The organism is Actinokineospora spheciospongiae (assembly GCF_003182415.1).
GTDB lineage: Bacteria > Actinomycetota > Actinomycetes > Mycobacteriales > Pseudonocardiaceae > Actinokineospora > Actinokineospora spheciospongiae.
The window spans coordinates 74,427-94,203 of sequence record NZ_QHCP01000004.1; the positions used below are offsets into that span (position 1 = coordinate 74,427).

Here is a 19,777-nt window from a genome sequence, read left to right on the forward strand (position 1 = left end):
TCGGCTCCCCGCGGGCTGGTTCAGCGCAACAGCAGTTCCCGCAACGCCTTCGTGACCTCGACCGGCGGACCACCGAGTCCCCGGGGTGGGCGCTCGCCGTCGCGGAGAAGGCGGGCTCACCCCCTACAGCGGGCGGCGCTCCATGCGCGGCTCGGCCAGGTCCAGGGCCCCGACCGGCAGCTCCGCCGCCCGCGCGATCGGCGCTGACACCCCCGCCCAGCGCAGCAGCGCCGCGGTGGAGGCGTCGCGGTCGGCGGGGGACAGGGCGGCGATGTTGGCACCGTGGTTGGCGCCCGGCGCGGTGTAGGAGTACGAATCGCGGCGGCTGGGGTGGAACGGCTCCGCGCCCCACGGGTCGTTCGCGCCGTAGACGAACAGCATCTCACTGGCCCGCGTGCGCACCCAGGCGTCCACGTCGAGCATCGGCAGCGGGTTGTGCCGGGAGCGCAGCGACGGCGGCAGGTTCGAGTTGGCCTGGTAGAAGTCCCGGTAGTGGGTAAGCCCGCGCAGGTGCTCGAACCGCAGCGACGGCCAGCCCAACTGGGTCGCGGCCTGGTAGTAGTACGGCGAGTACGGGGTGACGCCCTGGTCGGTGTAGAAGGAGAACCCGGCCACGCCGTCGATGAACGCGTACAACTCGTCCGTGGTGGCGGTCCTGGCGGGCACCGAGGCGCAGTCGGCGACGGTGGAGTACTGCCAGAACGCCCACACCGTGTCGAGCACGGTCATCTCGTAGGCCTTGTCGATCGAACCCAGGACCTGGTCAAAGGTCCAGCCACCGGCGTCGGCCGCGGCCCGGTACCGGGCCAGCATCTCCGGCCTGCGCAGCAGCGCCTCGCGCTGCACGTCGTCCAGCTTCGCCCGGCACTCGGGGGTGCCGACGGTGTCGAAGAACCGGTCGTAGGCGGAGTCCAGGTCGTTCAACCGGTCGTTGGGGGCGACGTAGGCGACCACGCCGTCCACGTCGGAGGGGTAGAAGCGGCGGTGGTAGACCGAGGTCATGCCGCCCTTGCTGGCCCCCGTGGAGATCCACTTCGCCGAGTAGACGGGCTCCAGCGCCGCCACGATCCGGTGGTGGTCGGTGGCGGCCTGCCAGATGTCCAGGTCGTCCCAGTCGGCGGGGGAGGGGCGCGAGGGGCTGAAGAACCGCTGCTCCACCGAGATCTGGTTGCCGTCGACCAGCCGGGTCGGCTCCGAGCGGAACGCCGTCGCGGGCATGTTGTAGCCGGTGGTGTGCAGCACCATCGGCCGCGCGGTGTCGCGGTGCAGCAACTGGAACCGCTGCTCGAACGTCGCCCCGCGCGGCACCCGGTGGTCCACCGGCTGCGTGATCGTCAACAGGAAGAACCGGTACCCGGCGGGCGGCGTCGGCGACTCCACCACCGTCAACCCCGGCACCGCCCGCAACCGATCGGCGATGTCCACCGCCGGAGCCGCCACCGCGGGCACCGACACCAACCCGAACACCGCCAGAACCCCGGCGACCAGCGCCACCAACCGACCGCGCACGAGCGCCCCCTCGTCCTCGGAGCCGCCGGACAGCGACCACCGCGGCGATCCTCACCCGTTCACAGGCATTAACAACAGCCCCCATTCCGCCCAATCCGCCCGGCCCGCATTGACCAGGTCGCTCTCCACCAGGCACGTGTTCCGCAGGTCGATCGGCTCGTTCCCGCGACGACGGCCCGCCTGCCGGGTCAGCGGTCGAGGTCGGCCAGTATTGCCTCGCCCTTGGTCAACCAGGCGAGGCCGAAGGCGAAGATGGCGGCGGTCTCCAGCCACAGGGCAGGGTGGAGGGAACCGGGGATGCCCAGGGGCCCGGAGAGCACGATCAGCAGCAGGCTCCCGACGATCACCAGGCCGCAGGTGAGGTACACGCGGTTGCGGGCGAGCTTGCGGCGCGAGGGGGCGGGGTCGTCGGACTTGCGGAACAGGACGAGGCAGAAGCAGGCCAGGGCGAGGAAGAAGACACCCGCGAACACCAGGTGCGCGACACCGACGAAACGATCGGACCCGACCGGGTCCGACGGGGTGGTGGGGAACAGCGCGACACCGACGGCGGCCACGGCGGCGACGTTGCTCACCAGGTCGTCGACGCGCCCGTAACCGCGGTAGGAGAGCAGGAAGACACCCACCGCGCACATGCTCCCGACCCAGACGTCCCGGAGGGAACCGTGGTAGTAGCCGCTGATGGAGCTGAGCAGACCACCGTCGACGACCACGCCCCCGACGATGAGCACCAGGGGCAGCGCCAAGCCGATGACGCCGATCGCGCGGCGCAGGAACAGGTAGGAGTGTGTGAGGGTGTCCCGCATGGCCGCCTCCTGGGTCCGCGGAGTGGGTGCGGTCAAGAGCAAACCACGGCGGGCCACCGGACCACACCGCCGGACGGTTCGGTTGTGCGGATCAGCGGAAAGACACCCGGCTGCCGAGCTGCGCGGGGAGTGCCCCCGACAGGATCGCGAAAGCCGGATCTCGGACCAACCACAGGAGCTTGTGCCGCTCACCGCCCACCATGACCACCTTGAGCCCGTGGGCGGTCCGCCCCCGGAACAGGGTCGCGCTGCCCACGTCCCCGAACGCGATGACCTTGTTCGTCCGGTGCTCGGCGAGCACCCGCCCGCGGTCGAGGTCAGCCGCGGGCACAACGGGCAGCGGGTCCGACACCGACGGCCCGTACCCGTTGGCCCTGCTGGCGTTGAAGCTCAAGCGCCGCCGGACCAGCGCGGTGGGCGAAAGCCACAGCTCACCGTGAATCCAGTCGGCCCACCCCGTCGTGCAGCTCCGACTGATCAACTGCGAAGAACCACCCATGGCCGCAGCTCAACCCCACCGCGACTACTCGCCGTCCCGTGCGGACACCACACCCGCAACCCGCACCGCCGTCTCCCGAGGCGAAAGCACGGTGGTGTCAACAACCGTCGCCGCCCCACACAACCACCCCAACGCCTCAAAGTACGGTCCGACGTGGTCCAACCGCCACCGCACCGCCCCCACCTCAACCTCATCCCGGGTGATCCGCCGAACCAACTCCCCCAGTTCGACGTGCAACACCACGTGCACAACGGGAATCCCGCGCCCGCGAAGCCCCGCGAAGATCTCCTCGGCGTAGCCCCGGTCCAACACCGCCTGCGGCACGACCAGCGTGCCACCCACCTGGGAAAGCACCTCGGCGGCGGTGTGCACCACCAGCGCCCGCCACGCGGGCCAGTCCTGGAAGTCGGCTACCGGCTCGGTCAACACGTGCCGCAACATGAACCCGACCTCCTCGGAATCGAAGACCCGCGCTCGCGGCAGCAACCCGGTCAACTCACGGGCCGCACTCGTCTTGCCCGCCCCGAAGGGTCCGTTCAACCACACGATCACACTTCACGGTACCGCCGTGGCCCACCTGTAACGGGTGGGCGCGGTGGTCAGGGGCAGTCGTGGGAATGGTCCGCCTGTGCGGGTAGGACGGCAATCGCGGTGCGGCAGGCGGCGTCCCAGGAACAGCCCCGCTCGCGCGGGGAGGACCGCGCCCATGCCCGGACGGCCTGGAGTCGTTTCGGAACAGCCCCGCTCGCGCGGGGAGGACGACACCCAGGCCGTGTCCCTGGCGCTGGGCCGGGGAACAGCCCCGCTCGCGCGGGGAGGACGTCGACCGGTCCGCCGCCGTCGCCGAGGACCGGGGAACAGCCCCGCTCGCGCGGGGAGGACTTTACGGCCTCGATCAGGTGCTCCCGGTAGACCGGAACAGCCCCGCTTGCGCGGGGAGGACGACTCCCGGCTCGCCGCGGACCGTCGCGGCGACGGAACAGCCCCGCTCGCGCGGGGAGGACCCGCCGATCTGGAACTTGTTCCAGGGCAGCGTCGGAGCAGCCCCGCTCGCGCGGGGAGGACGACCACAGCCGCGAACCGGACGTGAGCGCCGCGGGAACAGCCCCGCTCGCGCGGGGAGGACCTCACCGACCCCGCCTTGCGGCGCCGCGTCCGGGGAACAGCCCCGCTCGCGCGGGGAGGACGTCACCGGCGGCGCCGCGGACGACGCGGTGGAGGGAACAGCCCCGCTCGCGCGGGGAGGACCCAAGAACGTGCCGCCGGACCGGGGCACTGCAAGGAACAGCCCCGCTCGCGCGGGGAGGACTGCCGCTCATGCCGAGACCTCCGTGAGCTTGAGGGAACAGCCCCGCTCGCGCGGGGAGGACACTTCTTGACCTGCGGGTTTAGGTGAGCGAGGGCGGTTTTCGCATCACTTTTCGACTGGATTGAGTGCAGTGTAACGAAATGATCACTCTCTGTGTTGGGTTCGGTGCATGCTGGGGTGATCACAGCTTGCGGTCATATGCGTCAAGTGGGCGTTGCTTGCGCGCCCGGGCTGGCCAGTTGGTCGTGGTTCATCACACTGGATGCGGCCGAGTCGATTTGAAAGTGGTGTGCAACGCGCGAGCGGTGTCTGGCACCGGTTCACCAGTTCGGCCTCACTGTGCGACTGGAGGATGCGACTTTGCGCGCTGTTGTGTGTCGGCTCGGGCATCGGGTGTATTTCCGCCGCCACTTGGCGTCCGCTGGCGTGACCACGAGGTCGGGTTTGCGGAGAGAAGTTGGCGAGGGATTGGTGGGGGCTTGGGTGCGCGAGTGTGGGGGTCAGGAGGGGAGTAGGGCGAGCATTTCCGGGAGTTCGAAGAATTGGGCGATGTCGCGGGCTGATCGTCCTCCCTGGTCGGGGTCGGCGCCTGCGGCCACGAGCAGGTCGACGCTGGTGGGGTTGCGGCGGAAGACTGCGGCGCCGAGGGCTGTTTGGCCTCGGTCGTTGACCCTGGAGACGTCTGCTCCTCGTTCGAGCAGGACGCGGACGGTTTCGGGGTGGTTGTGGTAGGCGGCGAGGATGAGCAGTGAGTCGCCCGCGCCGCTGGTGAGGTTGGCGGGGACTCCGGAGTCGATGGCGGTTGCCAGGGCTTCGGCTTCGCCCTGGCGGGCGAGGTCGAGGATCGACTGGAGGAAGTGGAGTTCTTCTTCGGTCAGGTCCATGGGGGGAGGTTAGCCACCGGGGCGGGTTGTCGCAGGGTTGGCCGGGGGACATGGTCGGCGGGGCGGGGTGGCCGTGCGCGGTCGCCGTGGTAGGTGTCGGGGGACGGGTCAGACCGCAGAAGACGATCAGTGTGAAGGGAACACCATGACGTCCGCGTCCTCCCAGCAGCAGCCGTCCGATTCCGGGCGGCCGGTGCTGACCAACCGCCAAGGACACGTGGTCTACGACAACCAGAACCAGCGGAGCGTCGGCGCCCGTGGGCCCGCCACGCTGGAGAACTACCAGTTCCTGGAGAAGATCAGCCACTTCGACCGGGAGCGCATCCCCGAGCGGGTGGTGCACGCGCGGGGGGCCACCGCCTTCGGGTACTTCGAGGCGTACGGCACCGTGGGGGACGAGCCCGTGGCGAAGTTCACCCGGGCGAAGTTGTTCCAGGAGAAGGGGAAGCGCACCGACGTGGCGGTTCGGTTCTCGACCGTGGCGGGTGGTCGTGACTCCTCGGAGGTGGCGCGGGACCCCCGGGGGTTCGCCGTGAAGTTCTACACCGAGGACGGCAACTGGGACCTGGTGGGCAACAACCTCGGTGTCTTCTTCATCCGGGACGCGATCAAGTTCCCGGACCTGATCCACTCGCAGAAGCCGGACCCGGTGACCTTCGAGCGTCAGGACCCCAACCGGGTGTTCGACTTCATCAGCCAGACGCCTGAGGCGTTGCACATGGTGACTCTGGTGTTCAGTCCGCGGGGGATTCCGGCCAGTTACCGAACGCAGCAGGGATTCGGGGTGAACACCTACAAGTGGGTGAACCAGGCTGGTGACACCGTGTTGGTGAAGTACCACTGGTCACCGAAGTCGGGGGTGCGGTCCCACACCGCCGCCGACGCGGCGAACGTGCAGGCGAACGACCTCGGTTCGCACACCCGGGACCTCTACCAGGCCATCGAGCGCGGTGAGTACCCCGAGTGGGAGTTGAAGGTCCAGTTGATGGACGACCACGACCACCCGGAACTCGACTTCGACCCGCTCGACGACACCAAGGCGTGGCCGGAGGAGCTGTTCCCGCTGCGCGCCGTGGGGCGGATGGTCCTCGACCGCGCGCCGGAGAACTTCTTCCTGGAGAACGAGCAGATCGCGTTCGGCACCGGCGTGCTCGTCGACGGACTGGACTTCTCCGACGACAAGATGCTGGTGGGTCGCACCTTCAGCTACAGCGACACCCAGCGCTACCGCGTCGGGCCCAACTACCTCCAGTTGCCGGTCAACGCGCCCAGGACCCGCGTGGCCACCAATCAGCGCGACGGTCAGATGGCCTACGGTGTCGACCTCGGCGAGGGGCAGAACCCGCACGTCAACTACGAACCGTCGATCCTCGGTGGCCTCCGCGAGGGCGAGTACCCCGCGCACGACGAGCAGGGGCCGGAGCTGACCGGCAGGCTGACCCGCAAGCGCATCCCGCGCACCAACGACTACGCCCAGCCCGGTGAGCGCTTCCGCCTCTCGCAGGAGTGGGAGCGGGACGACCTGGTCGCCAACCTCGTCGACGCCCTGGGCCAGTGCGACCGCCCCGTCCAGGAGCGCATGGTGTGGCACCTGCTGATGGCCGAGGACGAGCTGGGCCTGCGCGTCGGCGAGGGGCTGGGCATCAGCCCCGACGACGTCCGCCACCTGGAGCCGCTGCCCACCCAGCGGCTGTCCGATGAGGAGAAGGCCAGGGCCGCCAACCTGGGCAAGAACGGTCCGCGCGACGTCGAGGGGCACACCATGACCCACTGCGTGCCCAACGAGCGCGTTCCCGTCGAGCGCTGACGTCCTCGGGGCGGGACCGGCCGGTCCCGCCCCGGTGCTCAGTCGAGGACGGCGGTGGCCTCGACCTCCACCAGCAGGTCGGGCTCGGCCAGCGCGGCGACGCCCACACCGGTGAGCGGGGCCGCCGGGGTGACGCCCAGCTTCTCGGCCGCCGGGCGACCCCCGCCGCGAACAGGGGCATCTTGTCGGGGGTCCAGTCGACCAGGTAGACGGTCAGCTTCACCACGTCGTCGAAGGTGGCGCCCGCCGCCGCCAAGGCCGTGCCGACGTTGAGGTAGCACTGCTCGACCTGGGCGGCGAAGTCGCCCTCGCCGACCTTGTTCCCGTCGGCATCCCGGGCGATCTGACCGGCGGTGAACACCAGTTTCGAGCCGGTGGCGACCGACACCTGCCGGTAGAGGTCGACCTCCGGCAGCCCGTCGGGGTTCACCAGGGTGATGGGCATGCTGTCTCCTCGCGTCGGGTCGGGTTCACCTGAAACATAGCATTGCAATGCCATGTACTGTGCGGGCATGGCGAGGACGAAGGACCCCGCGGTGCGCGTCCTGCTCATCGAGCGGGCTGCGCACATGCTGCGCACCCGCGAGCCGATCACCCTGCGCTCGCTGGTGGCGGGCACCGGGGTGTCCACGATGGCCGTCTACACCCACTTCGGCGGCATGGACGGCGTGTGGATGGCCCTGCGCCAGGAGGGCTTCACCCGACTGGCGGCCGAGTTCGCCGCGGTGGCCACGACCCGGGACCCGGTCGCGGACCTGACCGCGCTGGTCGCCGCCTACCTCGGCAACGCCCTGCGCCACCCCGACCTGTACCGGGTCATGTTCGACGCGAACTTCGACCTCGAGGACCTCGCCGCCGCCGACGCGACCCTGGAACACCTGGTCCGGGCCGCCGACCGGGCCAGGGGGGTCGGGCGCTTCCACGCCGACACCGTTCCGCTGGACGTGGCGACCCGGAGCTGGACCATCGCGCACGGGTTGGTTTCCCTGGTGGCCAACGGCCCGCTGCCCCGCCCGGCGCTCGACAACGGCGTCCCGCTGCTGACCGCCCTGTTCGTCCACACCGGAGACGACCCGGACCGGTGCCGCCGCTCGATCCAGCGGGGCTGGCGGCTGCCGGGGTGAGCGGGCCGGGGCTCAGGCGCCCGTCGTGGAGCCGGGGCGGACGACCATCAGGACCGTGACCGTCGCCCACAGCAGGTTGAACACACCGGTGTGCATGGCCAGCCGCGCGGGCAGTCGGGCGGGCACCGGGTGGTCGGCGGCGGTCACGGCGTCCAGGACCTCGGCTTGGCGCGGCAGGATCAGCAGCACCAGCGTGGCGGCGGCCAGCGCGGTGAGCGCCATGGACACGACCAGCCAGGGGTCGCCGAGCACGCCGAGGCTGCTCCCGGTCGCCAGGCCGAACGCGGGCACCGCGATGCCGATCGCGGCGTACACCCGGCACACGCGGTGCAGGGTGCGCAGCACGGCCACCTCCCGCTCCCGACCGGGTGCGGCCAGGGCGCGGCGGGTGGCGGCCGGGAACATGCTGGCGGCCACGGCGACCGGGCCGACCGCGATGATCGCGGCGAGCACATGCACGGACAGCAGGAACTTCGTCATGCCGAGGCCACCCGGTGGCCGCCGACCCCCGCGGCCGGTCCACGGCCGGTGGTGGCGCGCCACACCGTGCCCCGGCGCTCGTGGGCGATCAGCCCCTCCACCGCGATCGCCACCTCGGGGCCGAGTTCGCGCTCCAGCAGGTACAGCCCCAGGTCCAGCCCGGAGGTGACCGATGAGGAGGTGACCAGGTCGCCGTCGTCGACCACGCGCACGTCGAGTGCCCGCACGCCCGCGGCGGTCAACATGCCCAGGCCCATCCGGTGCGTGGTCGCCGGGCGGCCCCCGATCAGCCCGGCCATGGCTAGCACCAGCGACCCGCCGCACACCGTCGCCACGGTGACACCCTCGCGGTCCAAGGCCTCCTGGAGCAGCGCGGGCAGGCCGGTGGTCAGCGTGCGCCCGAGCAGCACCGGGATGCTGTCCTCGGCGGGCTCGCCACCGCCTGGGTCCGCCAAGCTGCCGAGCGCGCCGGGCACGACGACGAGGTCCGCCCGCCGCGGGTCCAGGGCGGCGGTGGCGCGCAGGGTCAGCGGGACCAGGCCGCTGGGCACCTCGCGCGGTCCCCCGGCGGCGACCAGTTCCACCTCGAAACCCCGGTCGGCGACGAGGGCGGCGGCGGCCAGGACCTCGTAGGGGGCGATGACGTCGAGCGGGTCGAACCCGTCGAACAACACGATCTGAGCGAGCATGGCGCCACGCTAACCACGGTGGGAGCCGGGTGGCAGTGGCTGGAATGCCAGCCTTCAACGGGTTCTCGCCAACGCCCGGTTCCGGCCCCTAGGCTGGGGCCATGCACACCGTGGCCGTCCTGGCGCTGGACGGGGTCATCTCCTTCGACCTGGCCACCCCGATCGAGGTGTTCACCCGCACCCGGCTGCCGGACGGCCGCGCGCCGTACCGCGTCCGCGTCTGCGGTGCCAACCCGACCGTGGACGCGGGCGCGTTCTCCCTCGCCCCGCCCTGGGGCCTCGACGCGCTGGCGGAGGCGGACACGATCGTCCTGCCCGGCCGCGGTGAAATCCTGCCCACCCCGGAGGACGTCCTGGACGCGTTGCGCGCGGCCGCGGGTGCGGGCACCCGCATCGCCACGATCTGCACCGGCGCGTTCACCCTGGCCGAGACCGGCCTGCTGGACGGGCTGCGGGCGACCACGCACTGGGTGGCGGCGGGCGCGCTGGCCGCCCGGCACCCCGGGATCGACGTGGACCCGGACGTGCTCTACGTGGACAACGGCCAGTTCCTCACCTCGGCGGGCGCGGCGGCGGGCCTGGACCTGTGCCTGCACCTGATCCGGCGCGACCACGGCTCGGCGGTGGCCGCCGACGCCGCGCGGCTGTCGGTGATGCCGCTGGAGCGGGAGGGCGGGCAGGCGCAGTTCATCGTGCACGACCAGCCGCCCACGCCCCGGGGTTCGGAGTTGGAGCCGGTGCTGCGGTGGCTGGAGGAGAACTGCGCGCGCGAGCTGTCCGTGGAGGGCATCGCCGCGCACGCGGGGATGAGCGTGCGCACGCTCAACCGCCGCTTCCGCGAGCAGACCGGGACCACGCCGTTGCAGTGGCTGCTGCGCGCCCGCGTGCGCACGGCGCAGCACCTGCTGGAGGTCACCGGGCACCCGGTGGACCGGATCGCCGCGCAGGTCGGTTTCGGTTCCCCCACGGCGTTCCGCGACCGGTTCCGCCGGGTGGTCGGCACCACGCCGCAGTCCTACCGGCACAGCTTCACGAGCCGCTGAGCTGGTCTTGGCCGGAGGCTGCCGCTGATGCGCATTCCTGCCACACCAGGTTTCCCGCCCCCGACGGAGAACCGGTGATCGGGGTGGCGCCGGACCTGATCCCGGCGCCGGGCGGCGGGGTCGCACCGCGGGGGTTCCCCGGCGTTCGGCGCGGGACCGGCGGGGCGGTTGTCCGCCGACCTGCTCGGCGCCGGCATCATGGGCGGCGCAGCGGCCGCTGCGTGTCACCGCTCGCCGTGCGAGGCACCCCACCCGTGGGAGGTGCCGAGGGGATCGCCCGGTGTCGGTGGGTCTGGGCTCCGATCCACTCGGGGGGAGTATGGCGGTGCGGATCGGCCTGCTCGGCGAGGTCGGGGCGAGCGCGCACGGGCGCCCGGTCGACATCGGCGCCGCCAAGCAGCGCTGCGTCTTGGCCGCCCTCGCCGTCGACCTGGGCCGGGTGGTGTCCGACGAGCAACTGGTGGACCGGGTGTGGGGGGTCGACCCGCCGTCCACCTCGCGCAAGACCCTCGCCAGCTACGTGTCGCGGCTGCGCACCGCGTTCGCCGGGACCGGGGCGGACATCAAGCGGCGCTCCGGCGGGTTCGTGCTGCTCGACGAGCACGTCACGGTGGACCTGCGGCGCTTCAACGACCTGTGCGCGCGGGCGGCCTCCGGTGACGCCGAGGAGGCCGCCGAGCTGCTGACCTCGGCGTTGGAGCTGTGGCGCGGGGAAGCCCTGACCGGCCTGGACGGCGAGTGGGCCGCCGAGGAGCGCGACCGCCTGCACCGGGTGCGCTTCGGCGCCGAGTGCGACCTGACCGACGCCCGGCTGCGGCTCGACGGGCGCGACGACGCGCTGGTCGCCGAGCTGTCCGCGCGGGTCGTCGAGCACCCGCTGGACGAGCGCGTCGCCGGGCAGTTCATGCGGGCGCTGCACCGCGACGGCCGCACCGCCGACGCGCTCAACCACTACCGGCGGTTCCGGGTGCGGCTGGTCGAGGAGCTGGGTGTCGACCCCGGCGCCGCGCTCACCGCCCTGCACCAGCGCATCCTCACCGACGGGTCCGAGCAGCCCGAGGCGCGGACCGCGCCTGCGGTCCCCCGGCAGCTCCCCGCCCGGCCCGCGCCGTTCGCGGGCCGCGCGGACGCCCTCGCCGCCCTGGACGCCGCCGTGGGCGGGGCCGAGGACGGCGGGGTCGTCGTGGTCGCCGGGACCGGGGGCATCGGCAAGACCTGGCTGGCGCTGCACTGGGCCCACCGCGCCCTGGACCGGTTCCCGGACGGGCAGTTGTTCGTGGACCTGCGCGGGTTCAGCCCCGACCAGGACCCCATGGCCCCGCAGGTGGCGCTGCGCGGGTTCCTGGAGGCGCTCGGCACCCGCGCCGACCGCGTCCCCACCGACCCGCACGGGCGGACGGCGCTGTTCCGCAGCCTGGTCGCGGACAAGCGGATGCTGCTGGTGCTGGACAACGCCGTCGACAGCGCGCAGGTCGTCCCGCTGCTGCCCGGCGGGGAGACGTGCACGGTCGTGGTCACCAGCCGCGGTTCGCTGCCGGGCCTGCTCACCGCCCACCGCGCCCACCACCTGCCGCTCGACGCCCTCCCCGACGGGGAGGCGCGCAGGCTGCTGACCGCCCGGCTCGGCGCCGCGCGCACCGCGGCGGCCCCCGAGGCGGTGGACGAGATCGTGGCCCGGTGCGGCGGGCTCCCGCTGGCCCTGGGCATCATCGCCGGGCGCTGCCGCATCCGCCCGCTGGTCCCGCTGGCCGACCTCGCCACCGAACTGCGCGAGGCGGGCCTCGACGCCCTCGACGACGACGACCCCACCGCCAGCCTGCCCGCCGTGCTGTCCTGGTCGCACCGCGCCCTGACCGCCGAGCAGGCCGAGTCCTTCGAGCTGCTCGGCACCGCGCCGGGGGCCGACATCGGCGTCCCGGCCGCGGCGGGCCTGCTCGGGGTCACCCCCGCCGAGGCGACCGCGGTGCTGCGCGGCCTGGCGCAGGCGTCGCTGATCGGGGTGTCGGCCCCCGGCCGGTACCGGATGCACGACCTGCTGCGCCAGTACGCGGGCGAACGGGTGCGGGCCACCTCCGCCGCCGACACGGCCGCGGCCGTGGACCGGCTGCTCGACCACTACCTGCACAGCGCCTGCGCCGCGGAGTCGGTGCTCGCCACGCACCGCCACCCGGTGGACCCCGGCCCGCCCGACCCGCGCAGCGGGCCGACGACCCCGGCCGACGACGAGGCGGCGATGCGCTGGTTCGCCGCCGAGCACCCGAACCTGCTGGCCATCCAGCGGTGGGCGGTCGAGCGGGGCAGGCACGACGCGGTCTGGCAACTGGCCTGGGCGCTGGACACCTTCCACTTCCGGCACGGGCGGATGCACGACGTGCTGACCTGCTGGACCCTCGGCCTGCGCGCGGCAGAGCAGGCGGGGACGACCGCGGCGCAGGCCATGGCCCACCGCTACCTGGGGCAGGCGCACTCGCGCCTGGCCGCCCACGAGGACGCCTCGCGCCACCTCGAGACCAGCCTCGCCCTGGCCGAGCGGGAGCAGGACCCCCGGGGCCAGGCCGACACCCGCCGGGTCCTGGTGTGGACGCTCGGCGAACTCGGCCACACCCGGGAGGCCCTGGAGCACCTGGACCGGCTCCGCCACACCTACCGCGACCTCGGTGAACCCGTGCTGGAGGCCGACATCCTCAACGGGATGGGCTGGTTCCACGCCCAACTCGGCGAGTACGCCGAGGCCGAGACCGCGGCCGACGCCGCGCTGGCGCTGTTCCGCGCGCACGACCACCGGCACGGCATCGCCGACGTCAGCGCGACCCTGGGGCGCATCGCCCACCACACCGGCCGGTACGAGGAGGCCCTGGACCACTACCGGGCGGCGATCGACGCCTTCCGCTCGCTGGGGGACGACTACCAGGTCACCGAGCCGCTGGAGGGCTTGGGCGACACCTACGCGGCGCTGCACCGCACCGACCTGGCGAACGCCGCGTGGCGGGAGGCGCTGGTGGCGTACCGGGAGCAGGGGCGCACCGCCGAGGCCGAGCACCTGAGGCGGACCCGCCTGCCCACCGAGGCGCCGCGCGCGCCGCAGGCGATCTGACCCGCGGCGGCCTGGTTTGTCCTCTGTGGACCGTTGACTGGTCGGGGTCCGCCCGGACGCGGTGGGTCAGACGCTGCGCAGCACCGTGACGACGGGGCCCAGCACCACGGCCCGGTCGCCGTCGAGGACGTCATAGGCGGGGTTGCGCGGCTCCAGGAAGACGTGGCCGCCGCTGCGCCGGTACACCTTGACGGTGGCCTCGTCGTCGATCATCGCCGCGACGATCTGCCCCGAGTGCGCTTCGGACTGCTGCCGCACCAGCACGACGTCGCCGTCGCAGATGGCCGCGTCGACCATGGAGTCCCCGCGCACCCGCAGTCCGAAGACGGTCCCGCGCCCGGTGAGCCCGCGCGGCAGGTGCAGCACGTCGTCCACGTGCTCGTCGGCGGTGATCGGCGCGCCCGCGGCGATGTGCCCGACCACCGGCACCGGCACCGACTCCTCGGCCCGCTCGGCCCGCGGTTCCCGCAGGAACCCCCGCACGTCGATCGGCCGCGACACCGAGCCGCCGCGGCGCAGGAACCCGCGCTCCTCCAGGCTGGCCAGGTGCCTCGAGACCGAGGACGACGACCGCAGGCCGACGGCGTCGCCGATCTCGCGGGTGCTGGGGGAGTGGCCGTGGCGGACCGCCCAGTCCTGGATGGTGGCGAGGATCTGCTGCTGGCGCAGCGGCAGCGCGGAGGCGTCCAGGTGCTCGAACGGGTCGACGTCGTAGGCGGTCACCCGGGAATCCTAGGGGGCGCCGCCGCGCCGATCCCGGCCCGGGGCGGGCCACGCCCTCGATCAGGTGATTCGCCCCGGCGGGCGCTCCTCGTCCGCCGGGGTCGGGTGGGCCACCCGTTCCAGATCTGTCCACATGCGAGACCCGGGTTCGCGCGGGGTGAGTCGCGCGAAACCGGGATTCGCGGGCGGTTCGGGCGGTCGGAGTCGCCCGACCGCGCCGTTCGTGCCCCGCCCGGTTCAGTCCAGCAGCGAGTCGAACCGCAGCCCGCTGGCGGACTCGCCGGTGCCGGGCCGCTTGCGGCGGCCGGTCCACAGGTGGTGCCTGCCGTCGGCGCCGCGGGTGTACTGGGTGGCGCGGGTGACCTGGGCGCCCTCGCGCGGGATCTCCTCCTCCCGGACGTTGTGCGTGGCGGACAGCAGTTCGCCCAGTGGCGCGACCTCCTCCTGCGTGCCGTCCGGGTGGTGGCGGACGAGGTGGGCCCTGCGCAGCACGACCGCGCCCGGGCGGGTCTCCACCGGCAGCATCGGAATCCAGTTGTCCGGGACCGCGGTGGCCAGCCGGTAGCGCAGCGCCCCGGCCTCGGTGGCCCCGGGGACGTGCGGGGTGAACGGTTCCCCGGTCCGGTCGAGCGCGCCGCCGATGGCGTCGGTGACCTTCTTCTCCACCGCCCACGCCTGGTTGGCGTCCTCGTCGCGGGCGAACAGGACCTCCTCGACCGGTTCGCCGTCGAGGCCGCGGCCGGTGGACGGGGGCAGGAACAGCGCCCGCAGCCTGCCGCCGGAGGTGGTGCTGAGGGTGAACAGCGACCAGTGGGCGTCGCCCTTGCCCGTGCCGGGCAGCGGGGCCAGGGTGGGGCCGCCGAGGACGGAGCTGAAGGTGTCCGCGACGACGACCGAGGTCAGCCTGGTCAGCGACCCGACCGGCACGTCCAGGGGCACGGCGTACCAGTCGGAGCTGTAGACGGTGGCGAACTCGGCCAGCAGCATCCTGGCCAGGTCCTCCGGGGCCGCCTCCACGCCGCCGATGGTGGTCCTGGCGTCCTCGAACTCCCAGTACCGGCGGGCGGGCATCCCGGGGAAGGAGGCGGGCGCGGCGAAGGTGGTGGAGACGACCTTCTCCTGCCTGGCCGCCGGGGCCAGCCCGTCCGCGCCCGCCGCGGTGAAGTCGGGCCAGTCCAGCCGCCCGCCGGGGTACTCCGGGGCGCGCAGGGCGACCTCGGCCCCGTCGACCCGGGCGGCGACGGTGAAGCGGTGCTCCAGCCGGGTCGGGTCCCACGACTCCGGGCCGTGCAGCCGCCTGCCGTAGTGCCAGGCCAACCACTCCTCGACGACCGGGACGGCGGCGGCCGTGGCGGTCGGGTCCAGGCCGAGCCGGGGCGGGAGGGCTCCGGCCGGGACCAGGTGCAGCGACTCGGCGGCGAACGCGTCGCCGTGCACGGCCCGCCCGGCCAGCACGGCCAGGTACCGGCGCGCGGACTCCGGCTCGTGCGGACCCGGCGCGGGCATCGGGAACTCGCGCAGGACGGCGGCGGCGACCGCGGGCAGGCCAGCCGCGGTGAGCACCCGGGACAGCCGCTGCCCGGACTCGGCGGCGGCGCGCAGGTCGGTGCGGTGGGTCTGCTCCCGTTCGGCGACCGCCTCCAGCGGCACGTCCGGGTCGTAGTCCTCGCGCGGGGCGGAATCCGCCCTGAACGCGGTCACCGTGCTCGCCGTGCCGCGCACGCGCACCCACACCGGCGAACCGGCGTCGTCGCCGAGGAATTCGCCGAACTGCCACTGCCTGCCCAGCGACCACAGCGGGTCGTGCAGTTGCGCCTCGGTGGCCGGGCGCAGGTCGCCGGAGCGGGCGCGGGGTTCGAGCCGGGTCCAGGTGGTGATGGAGGCCATCGGTCGTCCTTTGCTCAGCGCGGCAGCGCGCGGGTGAAGTCGGTGGACACCGCGTCCCGGGGAGCGGTGTTGGCGGCCAGCACGGCGGCCGGGAGGAGTTGGCCGATGTCGGTCAGCGCGTCCGGGTTCGCCGGGTGCAGGGCCTCCAGGTCGACCATGCGCAGCCGGGCCAGCTCCAGCGCCTCCAGGACGGTCTCGGCCAGCAGCGCCGGGTCCCACACCGCCCGCCGGTCCGGGGACACGGCCAGCAGGATCGCCTGCGGTGGCGCGGAATCCGGGCTCTCGGCGTGCAGCGCGACCGCCGTGGTCTCCCGCCGCCGGGGCACGACCTCCGTCCACTCCTCCACCATCAGCCCGCACACCGGCGTGGTCGCGGTGGGCGCGCCGAAGGGCAGGTGCAGGGTGAACGCCAGCCTGGTGCCGGGGTTGGTCGACGGCAGGCCCGCCCACCGCTCCGCGGACTCCTTGCCCGCGGGCGGTTTCGGTAGCTGCGCGACGTCCGCGCTGAGCGAGTCGCCCGCGCCCAGCGCCTCGGCGTAGCCCAGCGAGGTGACGAACCGGTCGACACCGGGCCGCACCTCGGCGACGTCGAGCAGCCGGGTCGCCGCGACCGTGGGGTCCCCGCCTTGCAGCGCCGTACTGGTGCCGAGCGAGGCGAGCAGGTCGGTGGCGGTGGCGGGGGTGTCGCCCGCGAGGGTGAAGACCCCGAGGACGTCGACGCCGGTCAGGACGCCGAGCTTGCGAACGGGGTCGGGTTCCAGGGCCGCGGCGTCCCGGCGCCGGGTGACCTCCGGCAGCGCCGCCGCGGCCAGGGCGCTGAGCACGCCCCGGTCGGTGTCGCCGGGGGCGGCGGGGGGCGGGACGACGCCGGGGACGCCGAGCAGGTTGGCCGCGAGCAGGCCGTCCCGGAGCTGGCCGAGGTCGGTACCCGCGAGCTGGGCGGCGACGCGGTCGACCAGGGCGGTCACGGCGGCGGCGCGGTCGGCCGCGCTCGCTGGGGCGAGGGCGGCGGAGGCGGCCGGGGTGTTCGTGCGGAGCAGGCTGGTTTCGCCGCCGCCGGGTGGGGGTGGGGTGTGGCCGGGCTTGTGGGTTCCCGGTGTGCCGGTGTCGTCGTTCGGGGTGCTCGTGTGGAGCAGGCTGGTTTCTCCGCCGCCGGGTGGGTGCGGGTTGTAGGGCGGGGTTTCGCCGGGGTTCTGGCCGGGCTTGCCGCCGCCCGTGCCCGGAGTGCCGGTGTCACCGCCGGGTGTGCCCGGGTCCGGCGTGCCTGTTCCCGGGGTTCCGGTGCCCGGCGTGCCGCCGCCCGGTGTTCCCGTGCCGGGGTCCGGCGTCCCGGTGCCTGGCGTCCCGGTGCCCGGGGTGCCGGTGGCGGGTGGGGTGTCGGCGTGTTCGGGGAGGGTCAGGTCGGCCGGGCGCAGTGGGCGGGCGCCCGCGACCAGGTCCTTGGCGGCGCGGGCGGCCTCCAACATGGCGGGCAGGTCGGGGCAGGTCACCGAGGTGACCCGGACCCCGCCGGAAACCGTCGCGGCGGCGCGCAGCAGGTGCGCGTCGAGGTCGGTCCCGGCCAGCGGGGCCGACGGGTCCGGCGGGACGAGCGCCAGCCAGTCCAAGGGGGACAGTGCGGCGGCGGCGAGGGTGAACGGCCTGGTCGTGCCGTCGGCGAGGGCGGCCTCGGCGGTCAGCGTGCCCGGGGCGGGCAGCAGCTCCGCGATCCAGCCCGCCAGCGCCGGGTCGGCGACCGCGCGGCTCTGCGCCGCGCCGGTCGGCCACTTCGCCGGGTCGGGGGCGGTGCCGTCGAGCAGGACGGCGACCCGGTGGGTCACCGCGTCACCGGTGCGCGGGGTGCGCAGCGACTCCGGCTCCGGCGGGGGCGCCTCGCCGGTGGACATGGCGGCGATGGTGGCGCCCGCCCGCAGCGGGTTGCCCTGCACGGCCTGGTGCACGCCCTCGACCAGGAGCGTGTCGGCCACGGCGTCGACCAGGTCGGCCAGCTTCGCGAACACCTGGGCGAGCGCGGTGGCGTCGGCGGAGCCCGCGGTGGCGCCGACGTCGCGGACCGGGTCGAGCCTGCCCGCGCTCGCGCGGCGGTGCAGGGCCAGGCCGTCGAGGGCGTCGCGGAACGCGACCACCTCGGTCGGCGTGCCCTCGGTGTCCACAGAGGACGAACGGAGCGGGGCGAGCGCGCGCAGCCGGTCGATCCAGGACGACAGCGCGGGCAGCGGGTGGTCGCGGACCCAGCGCTCCACCCTGGCCCCGAGCAGCGCGCCGAGCGGCTGGCCCTGGCGCACCCCGTCGAGGACCCACGCGGCGGCGCGGGCGCGCTCGGAGGTCAGGTCCACCGCGGTGGGCGCGTCCGGCCGGTCGCCGTGGGCGCGCTGGGCGGCGCGCAGCACGGCGGCGGTGACCGCGTGCGCGGGGGAGGGCGCGTGGATCGGTGACGGCACGTCGGACCCGGCGTTGACCAGCGGCCCCGCCTCGTCCGGCGGCAGCGCGGTGACCCGGCTCGGCGCGGTCGGGCGCGGCACGACGTCGGTGACCCAGCCGTAGCCGCCCAGGTGCACGCCGGTGGGCTTGGCGGCGCGCTGCCACTCCAGGCGGCGGGTGGCCAGCGAGGTCAGCCACGCGTCCAGGCGGTGGGAGGTGGTGTCGAGCTGCTGGGCGAGCATGCGTTCCAGGTCGGCGGGCGGCACGTCGGCCAGCGCGCGCACCGCGGTGGAAGCCTCGGTCACCTGGTGGGCGCGGGAGTCGGCGGCGCCGGGGCCGCGCACCCAGGCGCCGACGGAACCGGACCAGCCGGGCATCGGCGAGTCCAGGCGGGTGAACACCGTCTGCGTCGCGGCGCGGTCGTCGACGCCGACCAATTCGGGTTCGGCCAGCGGACCCAGGACGCGCTCGGCGGCCATGCCGAACTCGACCAGCAGCGCGTGCCGGACCAGCCGGTACAGCAGCGGGGTGAACGCGGCGGGCCCGAGGTCGACCGCGTCGCGCAGCTCGCTCGGGGTGCGGGCGGCGGAGCCGAGGGCGGCCAGGTAGTCGACCGGGCGCCCGCCCGCGACGGTCTCCGGGGCCAGCGTCCACGGCGCGTCGAGCGGGTAGGACTCCTTGGCGTGCACCAACTTCGCCAACCGCACGTCGAACGGGCCGAGGCCGAAGCGGGCGGCCAGGGCCGCCGCGGCGGCGCCGAGGTCGGTGCGCCACTGCTCGCTCAGCGCCAGCTCGGCGAAGCGCCACAGCGCGGTGATGTAGTCCACGCCCAGCGAGCTGCGGGCGAAGACCCGGCGCGCGGTGGGGGCCATCGCCAGCGCCCGGGCGACGACCTGGTCGTCCTGCGGGGCGCGGGTGATGCGCGGGACGGCGGCCGGGTCGTCGGCGGCGGGCCGCCAGATCCGGTCGCGCAGGGTCCGCAGGAACGGCACGACGTCCGGGTGCAGACCGGGCCACTCGTTCATCTCCGTGCTGACCCACCTGTCCACCGGCAGCACCGGCAGCACGCCGTAGGGCTGCTTGCCCACCCGCAGCATCGGCAGCGGGCCCGCCGGGCGGACGTAGCGGCGCAGGTGTTCGCGCACGCCGCGGACCTGCCCCTCGGTGAACCGGCCCGCGGTGAGCTGGGTCAGCGTGTACCCGCCGGTGACCGCCCACAGCGCGGTGGCCATGTCGCGGACGCGCTTGTCGTCGGCGCGGCCCGCGCCCCGCGCCCGGGCGAGCGCGCCGGGCGTGGCGGCGGCCGGGCCGCCCGCTCCGCCGGTCGAGGTCAGCGGCAGGCCGAGCGCGGTGGTCAGCACCCGGGCGGCGGCGTCGGGAGCCGCCGGGGCGGCGTCGCCGTGGCGCACGCGCAGCGCGGCCCGCGCCTCGGGGTCGTTGCGGCTGTGCGTGGACGCGGCGGTGGCGGTGTTGTTCGTGGCGGCGCCGGGGGCGACGAAACC

At 74.1% G+C, this 19,777-nt stretch carries 14 protein-coding genes, 1 pseudogene and 1 CRISPR repeat array; of the genes and pseudogenes, 4 read left to right on the forward strand and 11 right to left on the reverse strand.

The annotated features are described in order from the left end of the window. Window positions 1-123: 123 nt before the first annotated feature. From DFQ13_RS11535 to DFQ13_RS11555, 5 genes are all read right to left on the reverse strand, one after another. Complete coding sequence (locus DFQ13_RS11535; RefSeq protein WP_110079794.1) at window positions 124-1,509, reverse strand: S28 family serine protease; 1,386 nt, start codon at window positions 1,507-1,509, stop codon at window positions 124-126. A 188-nt stretch (window positions 1,510-1,697) separates the two neighbouring features. Next, complete coding sequence (locus DFQ13_RS11540) at window positions 1,698-2,315, reverse strand: DUF998 domain-containing protein (protein ID WP_035286497.1); 618 nt, start codon at window positions 2,313-2,315, stop codon at window positions 1,698-1,700. Window positions 2,316-2,406: 91 nt separating this feature from the next. Further along, a complete protein-coding gene (locus tag DFQ13_RS11545; RefSeq protein ID WP_146241197.1) occupies window positions 2,407-2,796 on the reverse strand; it encodes a hypothetical protein in 390 nt (129 codons plus the stop codon). A 42-nt stretch (window positions 2,797-2,838) separates the two neighbouring features. Then, window positions 2,839-3,360 carry an AAA family ATPase gene (locus DFQ13_RS11550; protein ID WP_233438368.1) on the reverse strand — a complete coding sequence of 174 codons (522 nt, stop codon included), beginning with the start codon at window positions 3,358-3,360 and terminating at the stop codon, window positions 2,839-2,841. A 125-nt stretch (window positions 3,361-3,485) separates the two neighbouring features. Continuing rightward, window positions 3,486-4,184: direct repeats of the CRISPR family, unit length 28 nt; unit sequence GGAACAGCCCCGCTCGCGCGGGGAGGAC. 439 nt (window positions 4,185-4,623) lie between these two features. Continuing rightward, on the reverse strand, window positions 4,624-5,007 hold the full coding sequence (locus DFQ13_RS11555) for an ankyrin repeat domain-containing protein (RefSeq protein WP_035286493.1): 384 nt from the start codon (window positions 5,005-5,007) through the stop codon (window positions 4,624-4,626). A 145-nt stretch (window positions 5,008-5,152) separates the two neighbouring features. Here DFQ13_RS11555 and DFQ13_RS11560 point away from each other — a divergent pair, with 145 nt between their 5' ends. Then, complete coding sequence (locus tag DFQ13_RS11560) at window positions 5,153-6,814, forward strand: catalase (RefSeq protein WP_035286491.1); 1,662 nt, start codon at window positions 5,153-5,155, stop codon at window positions 6,812-6,814. Window positions 6,815-6,852: 38 nt separating this feature from the next. On the opposite strand, the pseudogene DFQ13_RS11565 reads toward DFQ13_RS11560, so the two are convergent. Next, a pseudogene (locus DFQ13_RS11565) lies at window positions 6,853-7,259 on the reverse strand (RidA family protein). Between the two features lie 67 nt (window positions 7,260-7,326). Between DFQ13_RS11565 and DFQ13_RS11570 the strand changes: the two are divergent. Further along, window positions 7,327-7,938 carry a TetR/AcrR family transcriptional regulator gene (locus tag DFQ13_RS11570; RefSeq protein ID WP_110079796.1) on the forward strand — a complete coding sequence of 204 codons (612 nt, stop codon included), beginning with the start codon at window positions 7,327-7,329 and terminating at the stop codon, window positions 7,936-7,938. 12 nt (window positions 7,939-7,950) lie between these two features. On the opposite strand, the gene DFQ13_RS11575 is transcribed toward DFQ13_RS11570, so the two are convergent. Together DFQ13_RS11575 and DFQ13_RS11580 are read right to left on the reverse strand one after the other, a co-directional pair. Next, entirely contained in the window at window positions 7,951-8,418 is a 468-nt protein-coding gene (locus DFQ13_RS11575) for a DUF2269 family protein (RefSeq protein ID WP_110080138.1), read from the reverse strand. After that, entirely contained in the window at window positions 8,415-9,107 is a 693-nt protein-coding gene (locus DFQ13_RS11580; RefSeq protein ID WP_110079797.1) for a DJ-1/PfpI family protein, read from the reverse strand. The genes DFQ13_RS11575 and DFQ13_RS11580 overlap by 4 nt, the downstream gene beginning before the upstream one ends. Window positions 9,108-9,208: 101 nt before the next feature. Here DFQ13_RS11580 and DFQ13_RS11585 point away from each other — a divergent pair, with 101 nt between their 5' ends. Both DFQ13_RS11585 and DFQ13_RS11590 read left to right on the forward strand, forming a co-directional pair. Then, window positions 9,209-10,150, forward strand: coding sequence for a GlxA family transcriptional regulator (locus DFQ13_RS11585; RefSeq protein ID WP_110079798.1), 942 nt, complete (start codon window positions 9,209-9,211; stop codon window positions 10,148-10,150). 319 nt (window positions 10,151-10,469) lie between these two features. Then, the gene (locus DFQ13_RS11590) at window positions 10,470-13,244 is read left to right on the forward strand and encodes an AfsR/SARP family transcriptional regulator (protein ID WP_110079799.1); all 2,775 of its coding nucleotides are present in this window, start codon (window positions 10,470-10,472) and stop codon (window positions 13,242-13,244) included. A 66-nt stretch (window positions 13,245-13,310) separates the two neighbouring features. On the opposite strand, the gene lexA is transcribed toward DFQ13_RS11590, so the two are convergent. The 3 genes from lexA to DFQ13_RS33755 all read right to left on the reverse strand — a co-directional run bounded on the left by lexA (window position 13,311) and on the right by DFQ13_RS33755 (window position 19,684). Beyond that, window positions 13,311-13,967, reverse strand: a complete 657-nt coding sequence (gene lexA / locus DFQ13_RS11595) for a transcriptional repressor LexA (RefSeq protein WP_110079800.1) — start codon at window positions 13,965-13,967, stop codon at window positions 13,311-13,313. A gap of 237 nt (window positions 13,968-14,204) precedes the next feature. Next, on the reverse strand, window positions 14,205-15,854 hold the full coding sequence (locus tag DFQ13_RS11600; protein ID WP_110079801.1) for a hypothetical protein: 1,650 nt from the start codon (window positions 15,852-15,854) through the stop codon (window positions 14,205-14,207). A gap of 14 nt (window positions 15,855-15,868) precedes the next feature. Continuing rightward, on the reverse strand, window positions 15,869-19,684 hold the full coding sequence (locus DFQ13_RS33755) for a hypothetical protein (protein WP_407643157.1): 3,816 nt from the start codon (window positions 19,682-19,684) through the stop codon (window positions 15,869-15,871). Between the last annotated feature and the right edge of the window lie 93 nt (window positions 19,685-19,777).